Below are 23,813 nucleotides of genomic sequence, written 5' to 3' on the forward strand. Positions count from 1 at the left end.
CACGGTTTAAACCGAAATCAATGGCACAATGACTCCGAAATCGGTGGCACAAATCGAACTGAATTAGCCAATTTTGCCACTTTAAAGCCATTACCTCCCATTTCACTATCTTAAAATCATCTTAAACTTAGATTGCAGCAGCCTTCAAAAACAATAAACGCCCTTAAACAGGCGCTTTATATAATGTTTTTATAAATTTATGGGGTTGAGCGACAGTTACTGTCATTGTGTTTTCGCTCTTCATTTATTTCGTTTTCAGCATTGAGGCAAACATAGTTTCTTGGCAATTTTTGGCTTTGCTTCGGCATGTGCGAATTACCAATGCTTATAGATTTTAGCGTTTGCTATTTTGTGAATCGAATTTGTAAATTTAGTTTGAAAAATAATTGTCCATTTTCCTCATAGATTTCCCCAAATTCATGTCGAGAAGAACTTGCAGTATCAAGTTTTGTGTTATTTAGTAGATAGTCCTCAAATTCATTTCGGTTGTAAATGTGATAGCACAAAACATCTCCATTTTCTTTAACGATTAAATATCCGCCTGTCGCATCGTATTTTCCAGTCCAAACTTGAGATGGCATCATTCCAAGTGCAACGTCTGTTAAAAAACGTTTGATTTTATATTCGTAAAATTTATGCTCATTCTTAATGTCAAAATCTAACGGATTTTTTGTTGTTGCCAAATCCACCAAATCCGTTAAATGAGAAAACTCTGTTGAATAGAAATCAAAAATGATTTGCGACAAAATTTGAGGAAGTAAACTGTCGATTAGAACAAGATTATTTGAAAATATTTGTCTCTCTGTTTTTACAAACTCAAATACCCCACCTTTACTTTGAACTTGAGCAATCCTATCCATTATTTTGCTCCTTGTGTCTATGGAATTTATTTGGTCAATCTCGTTCCTTGTTAAATTTGTGAAATTTATTTTGTAAATAAAATTAGTTGTTTTCCCTGCATTTAATAGAATAGAAAGGCTTCCTAGTTGGGATTTTACACTGAATCCTAAATCTTTAGACCTCTTAAAAAAGGTATCATTTGTAACATCTATTTGATTATTCCAATTTGAAATAATCGTTTTGTTTTCTAAAGTTTTGTATAAATAGGCACTTGATGTCATTTGATAAAAATATTTTGATAATGATAATCTAAAAATTCTTGGGCTGGGACAAATTTTTCTGGTTTGATAATATTTTTATTATCATACTTTAAGAAGAAATCGTTTACAGGTTTATCTTTTGAATAATGATTAAAGTAATCTGAAACTTTCACTTTAAAATCTGGTGTAACAGTTATATATCCTTTATCAAATGCTTTATCATGAATAGAATTTAAACATAATCCATTGCGTGGATTAATTCTATTTTCCTTGTCTTTTGACCAAGGTTTAATATGACTTGCAACTAATAAATCAGGGATAGACAATCCTGTAATACAACATTTCAGACTATATGAAGATAAAATTGCTGTTCTGAAAAAATATTGATTTACTCTTGCCTTAATTGTAGTTTCTCTATCTTTCCCTTCAGGAAACTTTTCAAAGTTAATTTCTTCAATTTCCCCTATCTCTTTATTTTGAAATTTCGCGATTAATTCTTCACTTTCAAAAGCTAATTTTTCCCAATTTTCATTAAATTCATTCCAAACTTCTTCTTCAAGTTTGCTTCCATTAACTAAACCTACAACTCCTTGCTTTTTAAGTTCTGGGTCAAGTCTTCCAAAATTGCCTATTTTCATATTCAAAGCAGATGGCGATCTGCCAATTATATTTGCATACTTAATAACGGTTGAATTGGACTTACTGCTACTTTTAAAAGGCACTTTGCAATACACATTAAATGCAATAATAGTTTCTTCTCGTGTCCAATTTTTTTTTACCATTAAGCTGCGTTTACGTTAGGATTTGAATAAGCCTCTTCAAAAACGAATAAAAAGATTAGAATGGAAAACCAGACCTCCACGAAGCCTGTTTAAAGTTCATTGACTTCAATAATATTTTTACCCAATACCCTATCAACACTTTCTATTACTGTTTTCTCGTTTAACATTTTTTAATTTTCAATTCAAGATTTTCTATCTGCAAGATAATAAGTCTTTCATTAATTTTTGATTTATTCAGAAGTGTTTTTCCAACTCTTTTGAACAATTTAAACTCTGAAAATTTGATCGGATAATTTTAGAGCCTTTTCTTTGATTATTGGAATTTTGGTATTGAAACACTAAAACGTTTTTTATAGCTCCAACCAGCACACATTAATTACAGTTGTACTTTGTTGTTCATTATAAATTTTAGTGACTAATTGTAGTGTAAATAGTGTATTCTTTCAATATTTCGTTATTACTCCAGTCAATTTCTAACATTTGATACGAGCCACTAAAATCTGGTCTTTCTTTAGGAAACCGAAATTTCCAAGACATAGTATTATTCCCTGAATCGTATATCAAATCCACATCAAAGTCAGTTGAATTCAAAGTATTCTTTTCCGCCCATTTCATCGCTTTTGCCTTTATTTTGCTTCGTTCAACGAAGTCATTTACTTTTCCAAACCATTTTCTAGGCCAGTTGCATTCAATAACTTGTCCGTACTCATCCACGTCTACTTTTATCGGATAATTTACAATTCCTATTTCTGGCTTTTTTAGATCAAAAACAAATTGGTATTTTGTAATAACCCAACCTCTATCAAAAGTATTTGGATTTTCTTGAAAGTACCCATCCAAGTCAGAAATATAGCCTTCTTTAAATACTGCATTAACATATAATTCACCTAATATAATTTTTAAATAGCTGTCAAGATTATACTTAATTTTATCAGGAACATCTTCCAAGTCCGTTATATAAAAACTATACTTTTTACTCCCTATTAAAGCGGATAAATCAGTTATATCTGCATCAACAACCATGCTTTCTTGAGAAGAAGATTTGAAACTAGAAATCAATAACATGATTATGATAAGCGTTCCTCTCAATGTTTTTCTATTATAATGCATAACACTTCTATCACGTTTCATTTACTAGCAAATACAGTATGTATAAATTGCTGAGTACCTTTTAGTCGGTTATAAACCTATTAAATGATTGCCAATATTTATCTTTATAAATATCAAAGTCTATCCCAATAATACTTTTATATTCGTTTTTGATATTATAGAGAACTTTAGATGGTTTTCTGAAATCAATACAAGCAAAGTAAATTTCCCTTAAAGAATCAGCCGTTTGTCTCCCTATATTTATATAACCATCAAAATCCTTTAATTCAGACATTATTTTATCTTCAATTTCGTTTAGTAACCGATATTCCTTTTCACTTGGCAGCCCATTATTGTTTTTTCCATCATATTTAACTTCCACAACTGCAATCCAAGGATGCGATGCTTTACTATCCCAGTTTAACATGTCCGAATTCACTATCGCTAGTAAAGGAAGGCCATTTTCTAATGTAGCTTCTAAGCTAGAATAATTATCATCATCAGTATTGTGTCTTAGCCCCTTGTATTTCTCAATGAATTCCTTTTCCCTCCAAACTAGAAAATCTTGCAACTTAGAAATTGGGATAAGCTCTTTTTCTGCCCGATTCTTTGAAATTACTTTTAAGTTGTCTATTGTGGTTATAGAATTTAGTTCTCCAAGATAATTGTCCAGAAAAATATATGTACCATTTACAATGGTTGATTCATCCCTCTCATTAAAGTCACTATGCGCAATAACAATATCAATTTCATCAGGACAGTCTTTATGGTCAATAGAATAAAATGATAAATTTTTGCTGTCAAAAGTATAACCAGCCATATCTATTCTTACATTCTCTATATCAATTGCTGGTTTTAGTGCGGTAAATTTCCAGTTTGGTATTTTAGGTGCAGCTTGAACAAGTTCCTCGACAAAAACAATATTTTTAATAACGCCGTCAGGTGTAATTACTAATTCAGAAATATTTTCATCATACATTCCTGCTAAATACCAAAAACCGTCTTTTAATTCATTTAGCTTTGGGGATAACTTGTCAAAAAAAACACCCTTAATATTACCTTGTCGTTTAAGAACACTATAAAACTTCTTTTCATTTTCCTGAAACCAGTCCCAAAAATCAGTATATGATTCAATCGATTTTTCCTTTTTACCGAATAGTGCTTTTAAAAAAGTCATAGTATTAATTTATTTGGTCATTGCATTTACGATTGTTATAAAATTAGCTCCTAACCTGCAATCGTTTACAGGTATCACCAAACATTTTATCATTTTATTTTTCCAAGTTTCTTCAAAACCAAAAGCGTTATTGCCAACAAAATCCCGATTCCAACAAACAGATAACCTCCATATTTATCTTTATTTCCACGTATAAAATAGGCCTCTCCATTTTTGTCTATAAATTGTACCGTTTTATTAAATCTTAAATCTCGACTTTTCTGAAATGGCGTTTTATCGTCGTAATAAACTGTAATTTTATCTCCTATTTTTAGGTTATCCAATTGCTCAAATTTTGGTCCAAAATCGCCAGGTGCTTGTCCAACAAAAATGTCAAAAATAAGAGGAAAGTCAACAATATGAATAAATCGGTGGTCGCCCTTATTTCTATAATTTATTTCTTGAAATGTCTTATCAAAATAATCAATTTGACCCGTTACTTTGTTAAACTCAGTTTTCTCTTTACTTCCTCGAATGGAGAGATATATTCCAAATCCGATTATTAATAAACAGGTGAGAAGTGATTTTTTGAAAATTTCTTTTTGTTCTTTATGTATCATATAGATTCCTATTGTTTAAATGTTAAAAAGACCTCATACAACTGACGCCTATCCAACATCTGTTAAGGGTTAAATGCATATTTTGGTTTAGAACTGACGTTGACTGAATGGATTCGTACACAGTTTAATCTGCCTTGCGGTTATAAATCATTATTGTGTGTTCGTTTATTCTTTATTTTTCAAATCCAAGTGGCCACAGACTTCTTCAAAAACTTCACAAGGGTCAATATCAATCGCTAATGCAATTAAATACAATTCATCAGCCCTCAGTTTAGTAGACTTATTTCCACTCAATTGACTTAATCGAGATTTGCTTATTCCTGTTCTCCTAGAAACTTCTGCTTTGTTAATTGATTTCTTAGCTAAATATAATCCTAATTCTGTCATAATTATACCAAATTTCTAGACATAAATATATGAAACAACTCCAATTGTGTTAAAAATCTAAACTTTTGTTTTTGATTTGAATATATTTTAAATACATTTGTATAGAAAATCAACACTAATGTCTAATTTTTAACCAAACGCTCAGAGAAGAAATCGGACAATTTAAAAAACAACAAGTTATGTATCCAACAAGAAGAAAGCCAAAGTCTTAAATATTACATAGCCGTTTTTTTATTTATAGTAATAATACCAATTACTTTTATAATTAGTATCAAAATTCTCTTTACTGTCTAGAAAAACATAATAAAAATCTTTCTTAAAATATCCAAATTCATCATACTCTTTTAATAAGTCAAAATACTGGTTACTCCATTGTTTATGAATTTCCGAGTCCTGATATTTCTTTAATTGTTCATCTGTATACAAAAAGTATGTCACGGTATTAAACCTTCTTTCAATTCTCCACAATTCGGGATTATTTATTTTCGATTTCAGATTTTTAATTTCTTTTTCGGGAATATTATTATTAGCTTCATCTTTTGCTATTGTTTCAAAGTCAGAGAAGTAAACATATAAATTATTAGTTTTATACCTCAATCCAAGTATTATTTTTTTAATGAGACTCAGTTTTTTATGTTGCTTATAAATTGATGTTAATTCTTTAAATTTTTCAGCAATCTCTTTTTGTTTTGTTTTATGGAAATTGTAGGTCTTGTTGTCCATGAATTTACCTTTGTCTCTGGCGTATTCAAGACAAATTTGAAGTCGAGGATAAGATTTGTTGTTTTTTATGTAATCAAAGATTAGATTCAATGTTTTTACATCATATTTCTCGTCAATCCATTTAGCAAGAGGTTCAAACTCTTCTCTAATTTTTGAATCACCTTGTTTAATTTTCTTGGTTGATTTATAATCTTTATCTGAGGTAAATATCATTTTTCTTTAATACAGAACATTCCATTCAAATTACACACAACCACTTAACAAACCCAACATTACATTATTCCCCTTAAATGGGCCTATAAACACAACCAAATATACGCAAAAACCTACAAGTTTTTGTGTATTAGGTCTGTTTAAAATAAAATCTTAATGTTGCTTTTGGACGGGTTATAAAAGCTACTCCTTCACCTTTACTTCATATATACTTCACCTTTAGTCTATAGTATAGGTGTTTTAGGACGGGTCAATCCAAATAGTTATAGGCAATTATAGCATGAATACCCCAACCAAAAGAAAAGCATGGAAACTAAACCACATCCCTAACACTAACAACAGCACTTAAACACAATACTTTATAATAAAAATAGGTACAATAGTTTTTGCTAGTTACAACAACTTATAAGTAGAAAGTGGCTTCGGAAAAGCCTCTGGGTTTTCGGCCAAATGATAGCGCGGATCGTCTACTGCCTCAATAACAACCTCCCTAAATTTAGGATTGGCCTTGTACAGTAACACTTTACAATCCTCACTTAAATGCTTTAATTTAATAGATTTTCCTTCGGCTTCATACTTGTTTACCAAATTAAGAATAGCCTCAAGCGCAGAGTGGTCGCTTACACGCGACTCTATAAAATCGATCTCCACATTATCGGGATCGTTCTTAGCATCAAACTTATCGTTAAAAGCCAATATCGATCCAAAAAACAAAGGCCCCCAAATTTCATATACTTTAGTGCCATCCTCACGCATACGCTTTCTGGCGCGAATGCGCTTTGCATTTTCCCAAGAGAATACCAAAGCACTAATAATAACGCCCGCTATCACAGCAATTGCCAGATCGAAAATAACAGTTAGTACCGATACCGCCACCAAAACAACCACATCGCTTAAAGGGATTTTATTCAATATCCTAAAACTGCTCCAGGCAAAAGTCCCTATAACTACCATAAACATAACCCCTACCAATGCAGCAATAGGAATTTGCTCAATATAAGACGAAGCAAATAAAATAAATACCAATAACAACACGGCAGCCACAATACCCGACAAACGCGTACGTCCCCCCGATTTAATATTAATAAGCGACTGTCCTATCATGGCACAGCCTCCCATACCACCAAAAAGACCAGTAACAATATTAGCACCACCCTGAGCCATACACTCCCTGTTGGCATTACCACGCGTTTCAGTAAGTTCATCTACCAAATTCAAGGTCATTAAGGATTCTATCAAACCAATAGCCGCAAGAATTAAGGCATAAGGAAAAATAAACTTTAAAGTTTCATAATTAAATGGCACCTTACTAAAAATATCAAATTGAAACTGGGGCAACCCACCTTTTAAACCTTCACCACCTACTTCCCTAATAAAACTACCTACCGTAGCCACTTCTAAATCGCCAAAAATAACAATGGCCGATACAATTAAAATCCCCATTAAAGCCTCAGGAAGCTTTTTAGTTATCTTAGGCAAAAAGAACATGATACCCATAGTTAAAGCCACCAAAGCAACCATGGTCCAAAGCTGTGATCCTGTAAACCAGTTGCCCTCAACATCTTTAAACATCCCCAACTGGGAGGTAAAGATCACTATTGCCAAACCATTTACAAAACCCATCATTACGGGGTGCGGAATAAGACGAACAAACTTACCAAGCTTTAAGATTCCCGCCAGCATTTGTATGCCCCCCATAAGAATAACAGTAGCAAACAAATAATAAAGCCCCAAATTCTCATCTGCTGCCCCCATGGCGTTCCCTTCGGCCACCAAACTTACCATCACGACTGCCAAAGCCCCCGTTGCGCCACTAATCATACCAGGTCTTCCCCCAAAAACAGAAGTTATTAACCCAATCATAAATGCCGCATAGAGTCCTACCAGAGGATCTACACCTGCAACAAACGCAAAGGCTACAGCTTCGGGCACCAAAGCCAATGCTACAGTTATCCCACTTAAAATGTCGTTTTTTGCATTTGCTGTACGCTTTCTAATAAATTCAGTCATGGCCTTTACTTTGAAGCGGCAAATTTAAGCTTAATATAAAGATTAACAAGCCTTAATGGTTTAATTTGGCAAACGCATCCACTAAAACGTTTGAGAAAGCAAGCTGGAAGTCCACTACTGGCTACTTAGCCAATTCATAGCTTCCATTCTATTTTGAAACACCTTAATGTTCCAATCATTGACCTTGTTCAAATTAATTATTGTTTCTACCATCATAAGCGCGCCACTGGTTTTGACACAAACAGCTATGGCCTTAATTTGTTTAATGTTGTGTATCATACGCTGCGCTTCGAACTTAAAGCTATAAGAATGCTCTTTGTTCACCAATACAAAACACGGATTATCCATGTATGTCCTTATAAAATCATGGTATTCGTCTACCATAACCTCATCTACCTCAATGCCCTCATCAATAATAAGCTCTGCCATATTACTACTTAGCATAGCAATAGAACCAAATGACAGTTTATAACTTTTCATTTCTATTGATCTAAAAATATATTAAGTGAGAGATATTAATTCATAAACAACCTGATGTTGTCCAAGGCATAGCAATTATCTGTAATCGTGAAATTACAAAATCAAAAATAATATTTTTTTATAAGTTTTATAACAAAAAAGAACAAAACACATAACTACCTAAAAACCTTAACCTTAAAGGCACTACACAAGGATTTCTACACCAATAATTTTATGTTTGCGTAAGAATTTTCAAGAGCCTTTTCTGTTTGTTTATCGTTTAGCCAAGTTACTTTTGTTATGCCTTCCTCTTCCTGTGCATATAGATCACCTTTAAAACTGGTTCTCATCTCAAACCAATATGTAATCTTTATCTTATGACGCCCATTACGCTTAAAAATATGATACGTCGTTTCCAAGGGTTTTGTGATTTCCAAACCGCCAACACCCGTCTCTTCGGTTACTTCACGAATAGCTGTTTTTTCAATCGTTTCATTCCCTTCCACCTTTCCTTTTGGCAAATCCCACTTATCATTGCGATAAATAAACAAAATCTCCCCTACATCATTATAGACTTTCCCACCTCCAGCAACTACATTAGGTAATTTTTTCAAGAACTTCTTAAGCAGTTTATCCTCGCTTTTGTGAATAAGCCTAACCTCTTCCAACCCCGTTGTATTAAGTTCCTTTATTACTTTCCCAATATGTACCGTATTGAGCAAATAATTTTTAAAATTTGATTCCATCTCTACCTTAGTCGTTAAAACTATGGGCTTATCACCAACAAAAACTTTATACATGTTTCGTCATTCAAAATTTACGCTATGGTAAAAATATCATTTTTCACTTCATTTTAACAACTCTTGAAAAAAATATTTTTATTACCAGAAAGTTCAGCACAAAAATTTATTTTATGTAATTTTGCGGCTATGATTTTCAATAAAAATACAGCAAAAAAAACCGCCGAAGTTTTATTACAAGTTAATGCTATAAAACTTAGCCCCAAAGATCCCTTTACTTGGGCATCGGGCTGGAAATCTCCAATTTATTGTGACAACCGCATTATTTTGTCTTTCCCCCCTATTCGTAATTACGTTCGCGAAGCCATGGGAAAACATATTGAAAAACAATTTGGAAAACCCGATGTTATTGCCGGTGTTGCTACGGGTGCCATTGGTATTGGTATGTTGGTTGCCGAATATTTAGGCTTGCCTTTTATTTATGTTAGACCAGAAGCCAAAGGACATGGCCGTAAAAACCAAATTGAGGGATTTGTAGAAAAAGGGCAGAATGTTGTTGTTGTCGAAGACCTTATTAGCACAGGTAAAAGTAGCCTTAATGCCGTTAAAGCTTTAAAAGAGGCTGGTGTAAACGTTAAAGGGATGGTAGCCATATTTACCTATGGTTTTGATATTGCTGCCGAGAACTTTAAAAAGGAAGACATTATTTTAAACACATTAAGCAATTACGAAAACTTACTGGAACAAGCTTTGGAAACAAATTACATCTCAGAAAAAGAATTGAAAGCTTTGTCTGAATGGAATACCAACCCAAGCGAATGGAACATAAGTTAATGTTGTTTAACAAAACATATTATGAATTTAGAATCCCCAAAAGTAAACGTTAATAAATCGCCAGAAGAAGTCTTTGACTTTTTAACCAATGTTAAAAATTTCGAATCCCTAATGCCCGAAAACATTAGCAAATTCGAAATTATTAGTGAAGACACCTTTTTATTTGCCCTAAAAGGCATGCCCGAAATTACACTTAAGAGAAAAGAAGAAGTTCCTCCCAACAAAATTGTATTGGGAGCTGCCGGTGGTAAAATTGATTTTTCGCTTACTGGCACCATTAATGAAATAGATGCCCAAACCAGCGAAGTACAGCTTAAGTTCAATGGCGACTTTAACCCTATGATGGCCATGATGATAAAAGGCCCGATAACAAAGTTCATCGAGACACTGGCTACCAGTATCCCTAAGGCAATTTAATACAACAATGTAATTTCCTTTAAATCGAAGGCTTTTACAATATCGTCTTCCAACAATACTTGAAGCATTCCCGAATCGGTGACATGCTTTATAAATCCTGAAAACATCAAACCTTCAGCATCCTTAAATGTCGAAGGTTTATTTTTTCTAAAAAGATGCCCCTCGTATTCTTCTTTTAATGCTTTAAGCCTTCCCTTTTTTAAAATTTTAAAATACTTTTTCAAGTACTTTAAAACTTCATAGGCAACCTCATCCAGATCATAAACAATACCCGATATCTCTTTAAGGGACGAAGCATTGGGCAAGGCATTAAATGCCGTTTGATTTACATTCAAACCAATGCCTATTACAGATGCAGACACTACATTTTGCTTTATGACATTTTCTATTAAGATTCCACAAATTTTCTTGTTTTCTGACAAAATGTCGTTAGGCCACTTAACACTTAACTTAGGAATAGAGAAAGACTTAAGCGTTTGTATTAAAGCCAACGACGTTACAATACTTATATAAAACGGGTACTCTAATTGCTGTTGAGTGATGTCCTTAAACACACTAAACGTAAGGTTTTTAGCCGCTTCCGATTCCCAAACAGTCCCCATTTGCCCCCTACCATCGGTTTGCTTTTCGGCAATTACCGCTGTAAAATCCTCAAGGTTCTCCTTAACAATAAGCTGTCGCAAATAGCTATTGGTAGAATCGATGGCATTAAGTTTGATAATAGGCATATTGAGTTATTATAACAGTATAAAATCTTATGATTATTTTAAAGTATAAAGAACTAAAAAAATAATAACTTTGCATAAATTAAAAAAACTTAATGGCGAAAGAAAATACAAACACAGATTCACTAATATCTGTAATTATTAGTGGCATTGAAGATATTAAAGGTAAAGAAATAAACATTTTAGATCTAAGAAACATTGACAATACAGTTTGTGACTATTTCATTATTTGCGAAGGGACTTCAAATACACAAGTAAGCGCCATTGTTAACTCGATTCAAAAAAAGGTAAGCAAAGAACTTAAGGACAATCCATGGCATACCGAAGGTATGGATAATGCCGAATGGGTATTAATAGACTACGTGAACGTTGTTGTACATGTGTTCCAGAAACATATTAGGGATTATTACGATATTGAAAGTCTTTGGGGTGATGCAATAACAACAACAATAGAAACAAGTTACTAAAAACGCATGGCAAACGACAAAAAAAACATAAAAGACAAAAAACCTAAATTTAGTCCATACTGGATTTACGGTATACTCATTGCTTTTTTCTTAGGAATTCAATTATTTGGAGGTGGCAGCTATCAAGATGCCAATACCATATCACCTTCAGAATTTTTACAATTTGCAAAAGACGGTGATGTAGAAAAGGTTATTGTTATAAACAAACACTTAGCCAAAGTATATCTTACTGACGAAGCCCAAGAGAAGGAAATCCATAAAAAATCGAAGCCTACCAGTTTTATTCCTACAGCTACCAAATTACCCAATTACACCTTCGAAATAGGAGATCTTCAAAATTTCGAAAATGATCTTGATGCCATAGGAAAAGAAAACCTACTTAGCTTTGACAGAGAAGAAAGCACATTAACCGATTTTTTAATTGGCCTATTACCTTTCATACTCTTAATTGGTGTTTGGATCTTCATTATGCGTCGTATGTCCGGTGGAGCCGGTGGCGGTGCAGGAGGACAAATTTTCAACATCGGAAAATCGAAAGCAAAACTATTCGATCAAAATACAGAAGTTAAAACAACCTTTAAAGATGTAGCAGGTCTTGAAGGTGCTAAAGAAGAAGTACAAGAAATTGTAGATTTCCTTAAATTCCCTGAAAAATACACCACCCTAGGAGGTAAAATTCCTAAAGGCGCCTTATTGGTTGGCCCTCCAGGAACAGGAAAAACCTTGCTAGCCAGAGCTGTTGCCGGTGAAGCAAAAGTACCTTTCTTCTCCCTATCGGGTTCAGACTTTGTAGAAATGTTCGTTGGTGTTGGAGCTTCTAGGGTACGTGACTTATTTAAGCAAGCCAAAGAGAAATCGCCTTCTATCATTTTTATAGATGAAATTGATGCTATTGGACGCGCAAGAGGAAAGAATGCCATGTCTGGGAGTAACGATGAACGCGAAAACACATTAAATCAGTTGTTAACCGAAATGGACGGCTTTGGCACCAATGCAAATGTTATTGTTCTAGCTGCCACAAACAGAGCCGATATATTAGACAAAGCACTTATGCGTGCTGGTCGTTTTGATAGGCAGATTTATGTTGACTTACCCGATATTCGTGAGCGTAAGGAGATATTTGAAGTACATTTAAGGCCCCTTAAAAAGTCTAAAGACCTAGACACCGATTTCCTATCCAAACAAACACCTGGATTTTCGGGAGCAGACATTGCCAATGTTTGTAATGAAGCTGCTCTTATTGCTGCCAGAAATGGCAAAAAAGAAGTAGACAAACAAGATTTCTTGGACGCTGTAGATAGAATTATTGGCGGTCTTGAAAAGAAAAACAAAATTATAACACCTAGCGAAAAGAAAGCCGTTGCTTACCATGAAGCGGGGCATGCAACTATTAGCTGGATGTTAGAACACGCCGCTCCTTTAGTAAAAGTAACTATTGTACCTCGTGGTCGTTCTTTAGGTGCCGCTTGGTACTTACCCGAAGAACGCTTAATTGTTCGTCCAGAACAAATGCTAGACGAAATGTGTGCTGCCCTTGGTGGGCGCGCTGCCGAAAAAGTTATTTTCGACAAGATATCGACTGGAGCACTAAGCGACTTAGAAAAGGTAACGAAACAAGCACGTGCTATGGTTACTATATATGGATTGAGCGATAAGATTGGAAACTTAACCTATTACGACTCCGGACAAAATGAGTATGGCTTTACTAAACCTTATAGTGAGCAGACTGCCGAGTTAATTGACAAAGAAATTTCCAACATTATCGAGACGCAATACCAAAGAGCCATTAAGCTTCTAGAAGAAAACAAAGACAAGCTTACCGAGTTAGCAGAAGAACTTCTCGAAAAAGAGGTCATCTTTAAAGACAATCTAGAAAGAATATTTGGAAAACGCGCTTTCGAAAAAGAAGAAAGGGAATCCTTAGATAAATAGATTTTAATATATTTGCCTAGCTTTTAGTAAAAATCTTAAATTAACCACTTGGTTAGTTTAAGATTTTTTATATTTGATAAAGCCAATGAAAATTGAGTTAATAGCAGCTAATTAAATGAGTCTTTTCAGAAAAATTTTCGGTTCCAAAGCTGAGCGCTCAGAAGAAGAACTAAAGTCCGAAGACAGAGGCAAATACATGCCAGAAATAAAATTACCTATAGACGAAAGGTTTACCATAAACTTTAAGGCTAATGGTGGTAAATTTTTGTATTGTGAAAATTTAGACGAAATCTTTGAAAACTTATATAACATACTCGAAGAAAACAACTGGGAAGAGAAAGAAACCTTATTAATTGACGATAACTTAAAAGATAAATTTAAAGACTCCAACTTACAAATAACCAAAAAAACCAGCGAAGCTGCCTTTTTTTTAACAACTTGTGAAAATCTAATTGCTAACGACGGGTCTTTATTAATTTCCTCAAATCAAATTTTTGAAAAGAAACTTACCGAACTTCCCGTAAACTTTGTGGTATATGCCACTACCAGCCAAATTGTTGAAAATATTGGGGAAGGCTTACGCGTTATAAAATCTAAAAACAAAGAAAAAATACCTACAAACATTACAACAATAAAACATTTTAAATCGAAAGACGAAAAAGACTTTCTTAGTTATGGCAGTAGTGCTAAAAACCTTTATCTGCTACTTTTAGAAGACCTATAGAATGAAAGAAATTCTTATACGATCAATTTCAGGACTATTATATGTTTTGTTATTAATACTCTCGCTAAATTGCGAACATGCCTTAATAGCACTTTTTTTCGTTTTTGGACTAATTTGCTTGGCCGAGTTCAACAAGCTCATTCAATTAAAAAGCTTTTTCCCTTATATAATATTCACAATTCTTTATGCCGTATTTGGTTATTGGCAATTGGTACTAAATACTGTCAACGGATTAGATGAGGCCACCCAAATCCTTATGGTTTTAACCATTTTTGTTCAGCTATTCCTAATAAAAGACTTATTCTCAGAAAAAACGATTCCACTCTTTAGCTCAAAAAGTTTCTTATTAACGACCTTTTATCTATCTAGTGCTTTCGTATTTTTAATACTAATTGCAAACTACCCCCACACTTACAACCCCAATATTTTACTTGGATCTTTCATTTTGGTATGGGTTAATGACTCTTTTGCCTATTTAGTTGGTAAAAACTTTGGCAAACAAAAACTGTTTGCAAAGATTTCTCCTAAAAAAACAGTTGAAGGCTTTTTAGGAGGCTTGTTTTTTTCCTGTATTGCAAGCTATTTTATCACTACCTTTACAGAAACCTTAAGCTTTACCTCTTGGTTAGTTTTAAGCATTATCATTAGTGTATTTGGAACCTTGGGCGATTTAATAGAATCGAAGTTTAAAAGACAGGCGAACGTAAAAGATAGTGGCGTTATAATGCCAGGACATGGAGGGCTACTAGATCGTTTGGACAGCATTATCTTTGCAGCTCCTTTTATATATTTATTTTTAAGAGTATTACAATATGTTTCATAAAGAAGGCCACAAGATTATATTAATCACGTTCATTTTTGTTATAGCGTCCTTTTTATTGGCAGATAGCTTTATTTCCATAAAATGGCTGCAAACAACAATAATGATTGCGTTATTTATCTTTCTTATTCTCATTCTTCAGTTTTTTAGGAACCCAAAGCGCAAAACCAAATTAAACAACCAACAGGTAATTGCACCTGTAGATGGTAAAGTTGTTGTTATTGAAGAAGTTTTTGAACCAGAATATTTTAAAGAAAAGCGTATTCAGGTTAGTGTTTTTATGTCGCCAATAAATGTTCATGTAACACGTTATCCTGTTGGAGGTAAAGTAGTATTTAGCAAATACCATCCAGGCAAATACCTTGTTGCTTGGCACCCCAAGGCAAGTGAAGAGAACGAGCGAACAACCGTTGTTGTAGAAAACGAAACCTATGGCAAAGTACTATATCGTCAAATTGCTGGGGCACTTGCCAAGCGTATAGTCAACTATGCCAAAGAGGGCGACAAGGCCATTCAAGGAGAAGATTGTGGTTTCATAAAATTTGGGTCAAGAGTCGATTTATTTTTACCTTTGGATACGAATATAAAAGTTCAGCTCAATCAAAAAGTTCGTGGCGGAGAGAGTATTATTGCCGAGACCAATGAGTGATACAGACCTAGATATCGAATTTCAGGAAGCCGTAGCCAGAGTAAATGCCCACAAGGACCCTTTTCCGGCCGACACCCTTCTAAAACTCTACGCTTATTACAAAAAAGCTACTAACGACTACGGTAAACCCCGCAGCAAAAAACCAATCATTAATGCTTTTAAAACCAATGCTTTGTTTCAGGTAAAAAACATTAGTGAAGATGAAGCCAAACGTGCTTATATAGAATTGGTAAACAACTATTTTTTATACAGAAACTAATAGGTCTTTTTTTCTCTACATTTATTTTATAGTTTAGCTACTTCATCAAACCATAAAATAAATCTTGTAACATATGAAGCTTAAAAACTTCTTGGCATACATGGTATGCTTTCTGGGCTACACTTTGTTAAATGCCCAGTCTAGTGATCTTAAAATCATTCCGCAGCCCCTTCAATTAGAAACAACCAACGGTCATTTTTCAATCAAAAAAGAACACGCTATCTTTTTAGACCCAAACTTTCAAGATGCAAAACCAGAAGCACAATTATTAAAACAACTAATAAAAAAAGAAACAAACATTGATCTTTCAATTAGTAATGCCAAGAGCAACGCAATAGACGGCATCACTATTAACCGAAACACTTCTATAAAAAATAACGAAGGCTATAAACTGGAAATAAACACCAAAGGCATTCATTTACAAGCTTCCAGCAGAGCTGGTATTTTTTATGGTATTCAAACCCTGTCACAACTCTTTCCTGTTGCAATTGAAAACAAACCAAATAACCGTTTACCCCTGCTATCCATTATTGATAACCCAAGATTTGAATACCGCGCTCTTATGCTTGACCCTGCCCGTCATTTTTTACCTATAGCAGCTATTAAAGAGTATATAGATGCCATGGCCGCATACAAATTCAATTACTTACACTTACATCTTACCGACGATCATGGTTGGCGCATAGAAATAAAAAAATATCCTTTATTAACAAAGATAGGTTCAATTAGAAAAGAGACCAATGGTAATGGCATCCCACATGGGGGTTTTTACACCCAGGACGAATTAAAGGACTTAGTTGCCTATGCCAAATCCAAACATGTTGAAATCATTCCAGAAATAGACATGCCCGGGCATGGTATGTCCATTCTTTCTGCCTATCCAGATTTGGCATGTTTTCCCCGCAAATTTGAAGTAAGTACAGTACCAGAGGTCTCAAAAGAATTACTGTGTGCTGGCAAGCCTGAGGTTTACCAGTTCTATGAGGATGTTATTAATGAAGTTGCTAGTATTTTTCCAAATCCCAAACTCCATTTGGGAGGCGATGAAGCCCCTTTGGACAACTGGAAAAAATGTCCGCATTGCCAACTTACCATGCAAAAAAACAATTTGGACCATGAAGAAAAATTAATGGCCCATTTTTTCGACAGGATAAACAAAATACTGACCAAGCTAAACAAAGAACCACTTTTATGGTATGAAAGCGACGTAGAAAGCTATCCTAAAAACAGTACCGTTTTTTTATGGCGTAATGAAGAACCCGATATTAAAACACAAGAAATTAAATCCAGAGGGCTGCTAATGATTAATTCCTATGGTCGCAACACGTATTTTGATTACCCCCAATCTAAAGGCGACATACCCAATGTAAAATGGATGTCTGTATTAAGCTTAAAAAAGGTTTATGAATTTGATCCCGTTCGCGGACTCCCAGAGAATGAAAATCAATTTATCAAAGGTGTGCAAGGCTGTGTCTGGGGAGAATATGTACCAAATATCGAGCGTGCATTTTATATGACCTACCCAAGAGTATTGGCTCTTTCGGAAAAAGCTTGGTCTACAAAATCAAATTGGTCCTGGGAACAGTTTAAAAAGAAATTAGACAAACACTTTATCAAACTATTAAACAACGGTGTTAAATACAGACCGCCAATAGAGCTATACACTGAATAAAGTTTATTTTACCAATTCAGCGTAATCAAAAAACGCTGCTTCAAAAAGAGCTTGAAAATGCTTTAAGAGCCTTTGTTTTACTTCGTGTACCGGAACTTCCTTTACACCGAGTTCTACATTTAGAGACGTTACTGCCTTCCCTCTAATACCACATGGTATAATATTGTCGAAATACCCTAAATCGGCATTCACATTAAGGGCAAAGCCATGCATTGTAACCCAACGGCTGGCTCGTACCCCCATAGCACATATTTTACGCGCAAACGGTGTACCTACATCCAGCCAAACACCCGTCTCGCCCTCGCTTCTTTCAGCCTTTAATCCGTAATCCAACAAGGTTAAAATGATCATTTCCTCTAAAAAGCGCAAGTACTTATGAATGTCTGTAAAAAAATTTTCCAAATCCAGTATAGGATACCCAACTACCTGACCGGGGCCATGATAAGTAATATCACCTCCACGATTAATCTTATAGAATGAAGCTCCTTTTTCTCTAAGTTGCGCTTCGTTTAAAAGCAAATTGGAAAAATCGCCGCTCTTACCCAACGTATAAACATGCGGATGTTCTACAAATAAAAAATAATTGTTGGTTTTTAAACAGGCCGCTTCTCTCCTATTCTTTATTTTGGTTTCAACGATCCCCTTAAACAAAGTTTCCTGATAATCCCAAGTCTCCTTATAGTCTTTGAGCCCTAAATCTTGCAGTGCTATTTGCTTATTCATAGACTGCAAAATTACGACTTTTTTTAAAGCCTACCTATTGGGATTGTTGAGAATAACCAGAGCTGCAATAACCCCTGGAACCCAACCACAGAGCCATAACAAAAAAACAATAAATATAGATCCACACCCCTTATCGATAACTGCCAGTGGCGGACAAATAATGGACAATAAAACTCTCCAAAAACTCATAATACAATTTTTATAACACCACAAAAACAGTGTGCTTCATGATTGATGTAGCTATTTGACGCTTAATTATTACTTTCGTTACAAAGATAATCTGCAATTTTAGACCATATCATTTTTTAACTAAACCATGCCAGCCCTCAATAACATGGCCACCCAAATAGTACAGACAGGCCTTTGTTAATTGTTAAAAGTTAATAGTTCCTTACCAATACCAACAACCAATGACCAAAATTATAAGGCTTTAAGCTTTAACCAAAACATAAAATATAGTAGTTTAGTGGCATGATTAGATTTCTGTTTATAATATGTTTTATACTCACTTCCTTTAGCTCTAGGGCACAATATAGTTTTTCAGGCCATGTAGACAACAACCAATGGCACAACAATGTTTATCTTTCAATAATTGAAGACTACAGAAGGGTTTCGGGTATTTATTTTGAACAAATTATAGCAAAAGTCAAAACCGATAGCTTAGGTTCTTTTGAGTTTACTGGCGATCAACTGGATACTAAAAACAGAATTTACAGAATCCATGTCGACAACTGCTTTGAAGAGGATCGAAACCATTTTGACGGACATTGCGACAATAGCAAAGCGGTTATTTTTATAGCAAAAAACAATGACTCCATTGATTTTCCTTTCTCTTTCAACAAACAAATGTTTTGTGATATAAAATCTACCAACGAAAAATCGACTGCTTTTATTAAAATAGATTCCCTTAAAGAAGAAATGAAATTTGCTTTTAGCGAATTTAGGAGCGAGGCAAACAGAAAGCTTAACAACAAGAAATGGTTTAAAACCTTACAGGAGTATGGCGAACAGCTTAACGAGCCCATAGCGGAGCTTTACATCTATTCGTTTTTATCAGATAGACGAAATGACTTCCATGAGCATTATTTGGAGGATCTTAAAAACAATGCCTACTACGATAATTTATTAGGTCGCTTAAACAAGCATTACCCAAATTCATCATATACAAAACAATACAGTGTTGAGCTTAATTCCGATAAGTTTATAATCAACAGCACAACCAGTTCCTATTTTAATTGGAACTATTTAATATATCTTGGATTGGTTATTTCAATAACGGCCAACTTCTGGCTTTGGTATTCCCGAAAAAGAATTCAAAATGAAAACGCTACAAAAGGGAAGAAACAACTAACAAAACAAGAACAAAACATTCTAAATCTGTTGTTGGAAGAAAAAACAAATAAAGAGATTGCCGACACCCTTTTTGTTAGTTTAAGTACCGTAAAGACCCATATTAACAACATCTACAAAAAACTGGATGTTCAGTCGAGAACAGAAATAAAGTCGCTGTTTAACAGTTAATAAGAAAATTCAACCTAGGTACTAGTACCTATTTCAACCCCTAATTATTCCATTCATAACAAAGTTTTTATGATGTTTACCTTATTATAAACAATAACACAAAACATTATGACTATTTCAACGTACAATTTTAAAACATTACAATCCAAACTATTATTGATTTTCTGTTTATTTGTTTACTCATCAAACTTTTCACAAGAAGCAAACACCTCTAAAAAAGGAAAAACAGGCATTTTGTCATTTGAAACAGAGGAGATCGACTACGGCACCATTCAGCAAAATGCCAATGGCGAACGCACCTTTAAATTTACCAATACTGGCAAAGCACCAATTGTAATTACCAACGTAAAAACCTCTTGTGGTTGTACCGTACCATCCTATGCCAAAACACCTATTTTACCAGGAGATTCAAGTGAAATTAAAATTAAGTATGCGACCAACCGAATTGGTATTTTCAAAAAAACCATTACAATTATTTCCAATGCTTCCGAAAGCAGCAAAATATTAAGGATTAAAGGTAAAGTTTTAAAACCAGAGGCACCAAAAAGCTAACCAAAAACTGATTTTACCTTAAATTAAAAATCTAATAAAGAGTTGTATGCTGATTTTTTGAAAATAGTGTAATTTTGCACACATCTGTCAAAAAAAGACAGTATTCAAATTTAATTAGCATGCAGCTTTCAGAACAAGAATTAGTAAGAAGAGAAAAGTTATCAAAACTACGCGCATTAGGCATTAACCCCTATCCGGCCGATTTATACCCAGTAAACCATACTTCAAAACAAATTAAGGAAGGATTTGAAGAAGGTAAAAAAGTGGTTGTTGCAGGTAGGTTAATGATGATAAAAGTGCAAGGAAAAGCGTCGTTTGCACAGTTACAAGATGCCGAAGGAAAAATACAAGTCTATTTTAACCGTGATGAAATTTGTCCCGGAGAAGACAAAACAAAATACAACGATGTCTTTAAAAAGCTGATCGATTTTGGTGACTTTATAGGTATTGAAGGCGAATTGTTTACTACAAAAGTTGGCGAAAAGACCGTTATGGTTAAAGATTTCACCTTACTTAGCAAGGCTTTAAAACCACTGCCCCTACCCAAAGAAAAAGATGGTATTGTTTACGATGCCTTTACGGATCCAGAACAACGTTACAGACAACGTTATGCCGATTTGGTAGTGAATTCCCATGTTAAAAATGTATTTGTAAAGCGTACCAAGCTGTTTAACGCGATGCGTAGCTTTTTTAACAATGCTGGTTATTTTGAAGTAGAAACCCCCGTTTTACAGCCCATTCCTGGTGGTGCTGCTGCTCGTCCGTTTATAACGCACCACAACTCGCTGGATATTCCTTTGTATATGCGAATTGCTAACGAACTTTACTTAAAGCGTTTAATCGTTGGTGGTTTTGACGGTGTTTACGAGTTCTCTAAAAACTTCCGAAACGAAGGTATGGATCGCACCCATAATCCAGAGTTTACAGCTATGGAAATATACGTAGCTTACAAGGATTACAATTGGATGATGGATTTTTGTGAAAAGCTATTAGAGCATTGTGCTATTGCAGTAAACGGAACTACAAAAGCTACGTTTGGCGATAATGAAATAGACTTTAAAGCACCTTATGCCCGTGTAACGATGACCGATTCCATAAAGCATTTTACAGGCTTTGACATTACTGGCAAATCGGAAGACGAAATTAGGCAAGCTGCCAAGGGTATGGGTATTGAAGTAGACGACACCATGGGTAAAGGGAAGCTTATTGATGAAATTTTCGGAGAAAAATGTGAAGGGAACTACATCCAACCTACATTTATAACCGACTATCCTAAAGAGATGAGTCCGTTATGTAAAGAACACAGGGACAACCCAGAACTTACCGAGCGATTTGAACTTATGGTATGTGGTAAAGAAATTGCCAACGCCTATAGTGAGCTTAACGACCCCATAGACCAACGCGAACGCTTTGAGCACCAACTTAAACTAGCTGCCAAAGGGGATGACGAAGCAACCGAATTTATAGATTTTGACTTTTTAAGAGCTTTAGAATACGGCATGCCTCCTACCTCTGGTATGGGAATTGGAATGGATCGATTGATTATGTTTTTAACAAACAACCAATCCATTCAGGAAGTGCTATTCTTCCCGCAAATGAGACCCGAGAAAAAACAGGTGGAATTGAGCGAGGACGAAAAAGCGGTGTTTAACCTCCTTAAAACCAACTCCCCTATAGAACTAAACACCCTTAAAGGACAGTCTGGCCTTAGCAACAAGAAATGGGACAAAACCATTAAAGGATTGACTAGCAAGAAAGTAGCACAGGTTTTAAAAAATGACGATGGTCTTTTAGTAGAGGTTTTATAATAAATAATACTAAACTGTCACACTGAGCCTAAGCGAAGTGTCTTATAAATATTTAAAAGGATTTACTTTATGGTGAATCCTTTTTTGTTTGCAGATTGTAGCAGATGATAGCGAATTTTTGGTCACGAAATGGTCACTCCAAATTTTCTTTCCTAATTCAATGTAGGAATTTTGAAGGGCACTAAGAATTTTCTTTATATTTGGGTGAATTAAAAAAACTAATTGTATTTATAAGATAGTTTTGTATCATTTGAACAGAACTGTGAACATAATTAAATATGGCAAAAAGAAATACAAAATATACGCCACCACCTCCAACTGAACTTATTGTACATAGAAAGGACTTCATTCTGAAACTTGAAGAAAGGATTCAAGAGGGAGAAGATATTTTAAAATTTGATGTAACTACTCAGTCTGATTTTAACAAAAACAGAGATGATTTTAATCGTTGGAATGACTACAATTCAGAATACTTAAAACAGTCATTCAATAATGAGTACAATGAATATAAAGACAGATATGATAAATGTGCTATGTTCATTGGACTTGGTAAAAATAGATCTGGACCACAAGGGAAACTTATAAATTTTAAAGAAAGTGTAGAGGCTAAACTCAATAACCTCAAAAAACTTCTCGGGAAAGCCGATTTGTTAAAATCCTCAATAGAAGAACCAAGTGTACAAGAAATGAAAGATGCAACTACGAAGACTAATAACATATTTATTGTTCACGGGCATAATGACCATATCAAAATTGATGTAGCAAGAACTTTAGATAAGCTTGGTCTAAACCCAATAATCTTATCAGAGCAACCAAATCGAGGACAAACAATAATTGAAAAATTTGAACTTCATTCTGATGTTGGGTTTGCCGTAGTTTTATTAACTGCTGATGATTTAGGTAGAGTTAAAACTTCTGACGAAGATAAATATAGAGCGAGGCAGAATGTAATTATTGAAATGGGGTATTTCATTGGAAAATTAGGACGTAGCAATGTATTTCCTATGTATGAAGATGGAGTTGAATTACCAAGCGACTTACTAGGAATTTTATACAATCCTATTGATGATGCGAAAACTTGGAAATTCAAATTAGTTAAAGAATTAACAGCAGCAGGCTATCAAGTAGACGCTAACAAAATACTGTAATAAGGGAATGAGAAATTATAAATTCGAAGATTTTGAAATTGGGAATAGTGTTTACCATAAATCAAACACGAAAATTAAAATGATTGTCGTTGGTAAAAATGACAAAACTTTTGAAATTAAGTGCAGATGGGTTGATAAGGACGGTAATAGATTAGAAGATACATTTTTGTTTGCGGAATTAATCAAGTCTGACGATTATGATTATGACAATCTACCAACAATAACTGTAATATAAACCCACAAAACCACACATAACCAAAACTGTTATGTGTAAACCTTATAG

General features: G+C 34.3%; 27 protein-coding genes. 14 read left to right on the forward strand and 13 right to left on the reverse strand.

Annotation, left to right across the window (positions count from 1 at the left end):
- Nucleotides 1–344: 344 nt before the first annotated feature.
- From ABD792_RS15340 to ABD792_RS15385, 10 genes are all read right to left on the reverse strand, one after another.
- On the reverse strand, nt 345–1,121 hold the full coding sequence (locus tag ABD792_RS15340; RefSeq protein ID WP_345007211.1) for an HpaII family restriction endonuclease: 777 nt from the start codon (nt 1,119–1,121) through the stop codon (nt 345–347).
- Nucleotides 1,118–1,882, reverse strand: a complete 765-nt coding sequence (locus ABD792_RS15345) for an HNH endonuclease (protein WP_345007213.1) — start codon at nt 1,880–1,882, stop codon at nt 1,118–1,120. Before ABD792_RS15345 ends, ABD792_RS15340 begins: the two co-directional genes overlap by 4 nt.
- Before the next feature lie 408 nt (nt 1,883–2,290).
- The gene (locus ABD792_RS15350; protein WP_345007214.1) at nt 2,291–3,013 is read right to left on the reverse strand and encodes a hypothetical protein; all 723 of its coding nucleotides are present in this window, start codon (nt 3,011–3,013) and stop codon (nt 2,291–2,293) included.
- A gap of 40 nt (nt 3,014–3,053) precedes the next feature.
- A complete protein-coding gene (locus ABD792_RS15355; RefSeq protein ID WP_345007216.1) occupies nt 3,054–4,148 on the reverse strand; it encodes a DUF695 domain-containing protein in 1,095 nt (364 codons plus the stop codon).
- Between the two features lie 89 nt (nt 4,149–4,237).
- Complete coding sequence (locus ABD792_RS15360) at nt 4,238–4,747, reverse strand: hypothetical protein (RefSeq protein WP_345007218.1); 510 nt, start codon at nt 4,745–4,747, stop codon at nt 4,238–4,240.
- Between the two features lie 165 nt (nt 4,748–4,912).
- Nucleotides 4,913–5,134 carry a helix-turn-helix domain-containing protein gene (locus tag ABD792_RS15365; RefSeq protein WP_345007220.1) on the reverse strand — a complete coding sequence of 74 codons (222 nt, stop codon included), beginning with the start codon at nt 5,132–5,134 and terminating at the stop codon, nt 4,913–4,915.
- A 231-nt stretch (nt 5,135–5,365) separates the two neighbouring features.
- Nucleotides 5,366–6,070: a hypothetical protein gene (locus ABD792_RS15370; protein ID WP_345007222.1), complete on the reverse strand. Its 705-nt coding sequence runs from the start codon at nt 6,068–6,070 to the stop codon at nt 5,366–5,368.
- 393 nt (nt 6,071–6,463) lie between these two features.
- Entirely contained in the window at nt 6,464–8,080 is a 1,617-nt protein-coding gene (locus ABD792_RS15375; protein WP_345007224.1) for a SulP family inorganic anion transporter, read from the reverse strand.
- Between the two features lie 114 nt (nt 8,081–8,194).
- Nucleotides 8,195–8,560, reverse strand: a complete 366-nt coding sequence (locus ABD792_RS15380; RefSeq protein ID WP_345007226.1) for a DUF7793 family protein — start codon at nt 8,558–8,560, stop codon at nt 8,195–8,197.
- A 197-nt stretch (nt 8,561–8,757) separates the two neighbouring features.
- Nucleotides 8,758–9,339 carry an NUDIX hydrolase gene (locus ABD792_RS15385; RefSeq protein WP_345007228.1) on the reverse strand — a complete coding sequence of 194 codons (582 nt, stop codon included), beginning with the start codon at nt 9,337–9,339 and terminating at the stop codon, nt 8,758–8,760.
- A gap of 129 nt (nt 9,340–9,468) precedes the next feature.
- Here ABD792_RS15385 and pyrE point away from each other — a divergent pair, with 129 nt between their 5' ends.
- Together pyrE and ABD792_RS15395 are read left to right on the forward strand one after the other, a co-directional pair.
- On the forward strand, nt 9,469–10,113 hold the full coding sequence (gene pyrE / locus ABD792_RS15390; RefSeq protein ID WP_345007230.1) for an orotate phosphoribosyltransferase: 645 nt from the start codon (nt 9,469–9,471) through the stop codon (nt 10,111–10,113).
- A gap of 21 nt (nt 10,114–10,134) precedes the next feature.
- Nucleotides 10,135–10,530 carry an SRPBCC family protein gene (locus ABD792_RS15395; protein WP_345007232.1) on the forward strand — a complete coding sequence of 132 codons (396 nt, stop codon included), beginning with the start codon at nt 10,135–10,137 and terminating at the stop codon, nt 10,528–10,530.
- Here the strand turns inward: ABD792_RS15395 and ABD792_RS15400 are convergent.
- A complete protein-coding gene (locus ABD792_RS15400; RefSeq protein WP_345007234.1) occupies nt 10,527–11,258 on the reverse strand; it encodes a biotin--[acetyl-CoA-carboxylase] ligase in 732 nt (243 codons plus the stop codon). The genes ABD792_RS15395 and ABD792_RS15400 overlap by 4 nt on opposite strands.
- A 92-nt stretch (nt 11,259–11,350) precedes the next feature.
- Here ABD792_RS15400 and rsfS point away from each other — a divergent pair, with 92 nt between their 5' ends.
- From rsfS to ABD792_RS15435, 7 genes are all read left to right on the forward strand, one after another.
- Nucleotides 11,351–11,722, forward strand: a complete 372-nt coding sequence (rsfS, locus tag ABD792_RS15405; RefSeq protein ID WP_345007235.1) for a ribosome silencing factor — start codon at nt 11,351–11,353, stop codon at nt 11,720–11,722.
- Nucleotides 11,723–11,728: 6 nt separating this feature from the next.
- Entirely contained in the window at nt 11,729–13,654 is a 1,926-nt protein-coding gene (gene ftsH, locus ABD792_RS15410) for an ATP-dependent zinc metalloprotease FtsH (protein WP_345007237.1), read from the forward strand.
- Between the two features lie 115 nt (nt 13,655–13,769).
- Nucleotides 13,770–14,378 (forward strand): LUD domain-containing protein, encoded by a 609-nt coding sequence (locus tag ABD792_RS15415; RefSeq protein WP_345007239.1) that lies wholly within the window; start codon nt 13,770–13,772, stop codon nt 14,376–14,378.
- Nucleotide 14,379: 1 nt separating this feature from the next.
- Entirely contained in the window at nt 14,380–15,201 is an 822-nt protein-coding gene (locus tag ABD792_RS15420) for a phosphatidate cytidylyltransferase (RefSeq protein WP_345007241.1), read from the forward strand.
- Nucleotides 15,191–15,847 carry a phosphatidylserine decarboxylase family protein gene (locus ABD792_RS15425; RefSeq protein ID WP_345007243.1) on the forward strand — a complete coding sequence of 219 codons (657 nt, stop codon included), beginning with the start codon at nt 15,191–15,193 and terminating at the stop codon, nt 15,845–15,847. Before ABD792_RS15420 ends, ABD792_RS15425 begins: the two co-directional genes overlap by 11 nt.
- Nucleotides 15,840–16,106, forward strand: coding sequence for an acyl-CoA-binding protein (locus ABD792_RS15430; RefSeq protein ID WP_345007245.1), 267 nt, complete (start codon nt 15,840–15,842; stop codon nt 16,104–16,106). The genes ABD792_RS15425 and ABD792_RS15430 overlap by 8 nt, the downstream gene beginning before the upstream one ends.
- 73 nt (nt 16,107–16,179) lie before the next feature.
- A complete protein-coding gene (locus tag ABD792_RS15435) occupies nt 16,180–17,778 on the forward strand; it encodes a beta-N-acetylhexosaminidase (RefSeq protein ID WP_345007247.1) in 1,599 nt (532 codons plus the stop codon).
- Nucleotides 17,779–17,781: 3 nt separating this feature from the next.
- Here the strand turns inward: ABD792_RS15435 and lipB are convergent, their stop codons facing one another.
- Nucleotides 17,782–18,501: a lipoyl(octanoyl) transferase LipB gene (lipB, locus tag ABD792_RS15440; protein ID WP_345007249.1), complete on the reverse strand. Its 720-nt coding sequence runs from the start codon at nt 18,499–18,501 to the stop codon at nt 17,782–17,784.
- Between the two features lie 30 nt (nt 18,502–18,531).
- Nucleotides 18,532–18,690 carry a YqaE/Pmp3 family membrane protein gene (locus ABD792_RS15445; protein WP_119029747.1) on the reverse strand — a complete coding sequence of 53 codons (159 nt, stop codon included), beginning with the start codon at nt 18,688–18,690 and terminating at the stop codon, nt 18,532–18,534.
- 282 nt (nt 18,691–18,972) lie between these two features.
- On the opposite strand from ABD792_RS15445, the gene ABD792_RS15450 reads away from it, so the two are divergent.
- From ABD792_RS15450 to ABD792_RS15470, 5 genes are all read left to right on the forward strand, one after another.
- A complete protein-coding gene (locus ABD792_RS15450; protein ID WP_345007253.1) occupies nt 18,973–20,022 on the forward strand; it encodes a helix-turn-helix domain-containing protein in 1,050 nt (349 codons plus the stop codon).
- 108 nt (nt 20,023–20,130) lie between these two features.
- Nucleotides 20,131–20,574: a DUF1573 domain-containing protein gene (locus ABD792_RS15455; protein ID WP_345007255.1), complete on the forward strand. Its 444-nt coding sequence runs from the start codon at nt 20,131–20,133 to the stop codon at nt 20,572–20,574.
- 119 nt (nt 20,575–20,693) lie between these two features.
- Nucleotides 20,694–22,382, forward strand: coding sequence for a lysine--tRNA ligase (gene lysS / locus ABD792_RS15460; RefSeq protein WP_345007257.1), 1,689 nt, complete (start codon nt 20,694–20,696; stop codon nt 22,380–22,382).
- A gap of 278 nt (nt 22,383–22,660) precedes the next feature.
- The gene (locus ABD792_RS15465; RefSeq protein ID WP_345007259.1) at nt 22,661–23,530 is read left to right on the forward strand and encodes a TIR domain-containing protein; all 870 of its coding nucleotides are present in this window, start codon (nt 22,661–22,663) and stop codon (nt 23,528–23,530) included.
- A gap of 7 nt (nt 23,531–23,537) precedes the next feature.
- A complete protein-coding gene (locus ABD792_RS15470; protein ID WP_345007261.1) occupies nt 23,538–23,765 on the forward strand; it encodes a hypothetical protein in 228 nt (75 codons plus the stop codon).
- Nucleotides 23,766–23,813 lie beyond the last annotated feature (48 nt).

The sequence above is a fragment of the Snuella lapsa genome, assembly GCF_039539345.1.
In the GTDB taxonomy this organism is placed as follows: domain Bacteria; phylum Bacteroidota; class Bacteroidia; order Flavobacteriales; family Flavobacteriaceae; genus Snuella; species Snuella lapsa.

Excerpts from the sequence above, each read along its gene's own strand:
- ABD792_RS15340 (WP_345007211.1), bottom strand. The coding sequence starts at position 1,121 with ATGACATCAAGTGCCTATTTATACAAAACTTTAGAAAACAAAACGATT.
- ABD792_RS15345 (WP_345007213.1), bottom strand. The coding sequence starts at position 1,882 with ATGGTAAAAAAAAATTGGACACGAGAAGAAACTATTATTGCATTTAAT.
- ABD792_RS15350 (WP_345007214.1), bottom strand. The coding sequence starts at position 3,013 with ATGAAACGTGATAGAAGTGTTATGCATTATAATAGAAAAACATTGAGA.
- ABD792_RS15355 (WP_345007216.1), bottom strand. The coding sequence starts at position 4,148 with ATGACTTTTTTAAAAGCACTATTCGGTAAAAAGGAAAAATCGATTGAA.
- ABD792_RS15360 (WP_345007218.1), bottom strand. The coding sequence starts at position 4,747 with ATGATACATAAAGAACAAAAAGAAATTTTCAAAAAATCACTTCTCACC.
- ABD792_RS15365 (WP_345007220.1), bottom strand. The coding sequence starts at position 5,134 with ATGACAGAATTAGGATTATATTTAGCTAAGAAATCAATTAACAAAGCA.
- ABD792_RS15370 (WP_345007222.1), bottom strand. The coding sequence starts at position 6,070 with ATGATATTTACCTCAGATAAAGATTATAAATCAACCAAGAAAATTAAA.
- ABD792_RS15375 (WP_345007224.1), bottom strand. The coding sequence starts at position 8,080 with ATGACTGAATTTATTAGAAAGCGTACAGCAAATGCAAAAAACGACATT.
- ABD792_RS15380 (WP_345007226.1), bottom strand. The coding sequence starts at position 8,560 with ATGAAAAGTTATAAACTGTCATTTGGTTCTATTGCTATGCTAAGTAGT.
- ABD792_RS15385 (WP_345007228.1), bottom strand. The coding sequence starts at position 9,339 with ATGTATAAAGTTTTTGTTGGTGATAAGCCCATAGTTTTAACGACTAAG.
- pyrE (WP_345007230.1), top strand. The coding sequence starts at position 9,469 with ATGATTTTCAATAAAAATACAGCAAAAAAAACCGCCGAAGTTTTATTA.
- ABD792_RS15395 (WP_345007232.1), top strand. The coding sequence starts at position 10,135 with ATGAATTTAGAATCCCCAAAAGTAAACGTTAATAAATCGCCAGAAGAA.
- ABD792_RS15400 (WP_345007234.1), bottom strand. The coding sequence starts at position 11,258 with ATGCCTATTATCAAACTTAATGCCATCGATTCTACCAATAGCTATTTG.
- rsfS (WP_345007235.1), top strand. The coding sequence starts at position 11,351 with ATGGCGAAAGAAAATACAAACACAGATTCACTAATATCTGTAATTATT.
- ftsH (WP_345007237.1), top strand. The coding sequence starts at position 11,729 with ATGGCAAACGACAAAAAAAACATAAAAGACAAAAAACCTAAATTTAGT.
- ABD792_RS15415 (WP_345007239.1), top strand. The coding sequence starts at position 13,770 with ATGAGTCTTTTCAGAAAAATTTTCGGTTCCAAAGCTGAGCGCTCAGAA.
- ABD792_RS15420 (WP_345007241.1), top strand. The coding sequence starts at position 14,380 with ATGAAAGAAATTCTTATACGATCAATTTCAGGACTATTATATGTTTTG.
- ABD792_RS15425 (WP_345007243.1), top strand. The coding sequence starts at position 15,191 with ATGTTTCATAAAGAAGGCCACAAGATTATATTAATCACGTTCATTTTT.
- ABD792_RS15430 (WP_345007245.1), top strand. The coding sequence starts at position 15,840 with ATGAGTGATACAGACCTAGATATCGAATTTCAGGAAGCCGTAGCCAGA.
- ABD792_RS15435 (WP_345007247.1), top strand. The coding sequence starts at position 16,180 with ATGAAGCTTAAAAACTTCTTGGCATACATGGTATGCTTTCTGGGCTAC.
- lipB (WP_345007249.1), bottom strand. The coding sequence starts at position 18,501 with ATGAATAAGCAAATAGCACTGCAAGATTTAGGGCTCAAAGACTATAAG.
- ABD792_RS15445 (WP_119029747.1), bottom strand. The coding sequence starts at position 18,690 with ATGAGTTTTTGGAGAGTTTTATTGTCCATTATTTGTCCGCCACTGGCA.
- ABD792_RS15450 (WP_345007253.1), top strand. The coding sequence starts at position 18,973 with ATGATTAGATTTCTGTTTATAATATGTTTTATACTCACTTCCTTTAGC.
- ABD792_RS15455 (WP_345007255.1), top strand. The coding sequence starts at position 20,131 with ATGACTATTTCAACGTACAATTTTAAAACATTACAATCCAAACTATTA.
- lysS (WP_345007257.1), top strand. The coding sequence starts at position 20,694 with ATGCAGCTTTCAGAACAAGAATTAGTAAGAAGAGAAAAGTTATCAAAA.
- ABD792_RS15465 (WP_345007259.1), top strand. The coding sequence starts at position 22,661 with ATGGCAAAAAGAAATACAAAATATACGCCACCACCTCCAACTGAACTT.
- ABD792_RS15470 (WP_345007261.1), top strand. The coding sequence starts at position 23,538 with ATGAGAAATTATAAATTCGAAGATTTTGAAATTGGGAATAGTGTTTAC.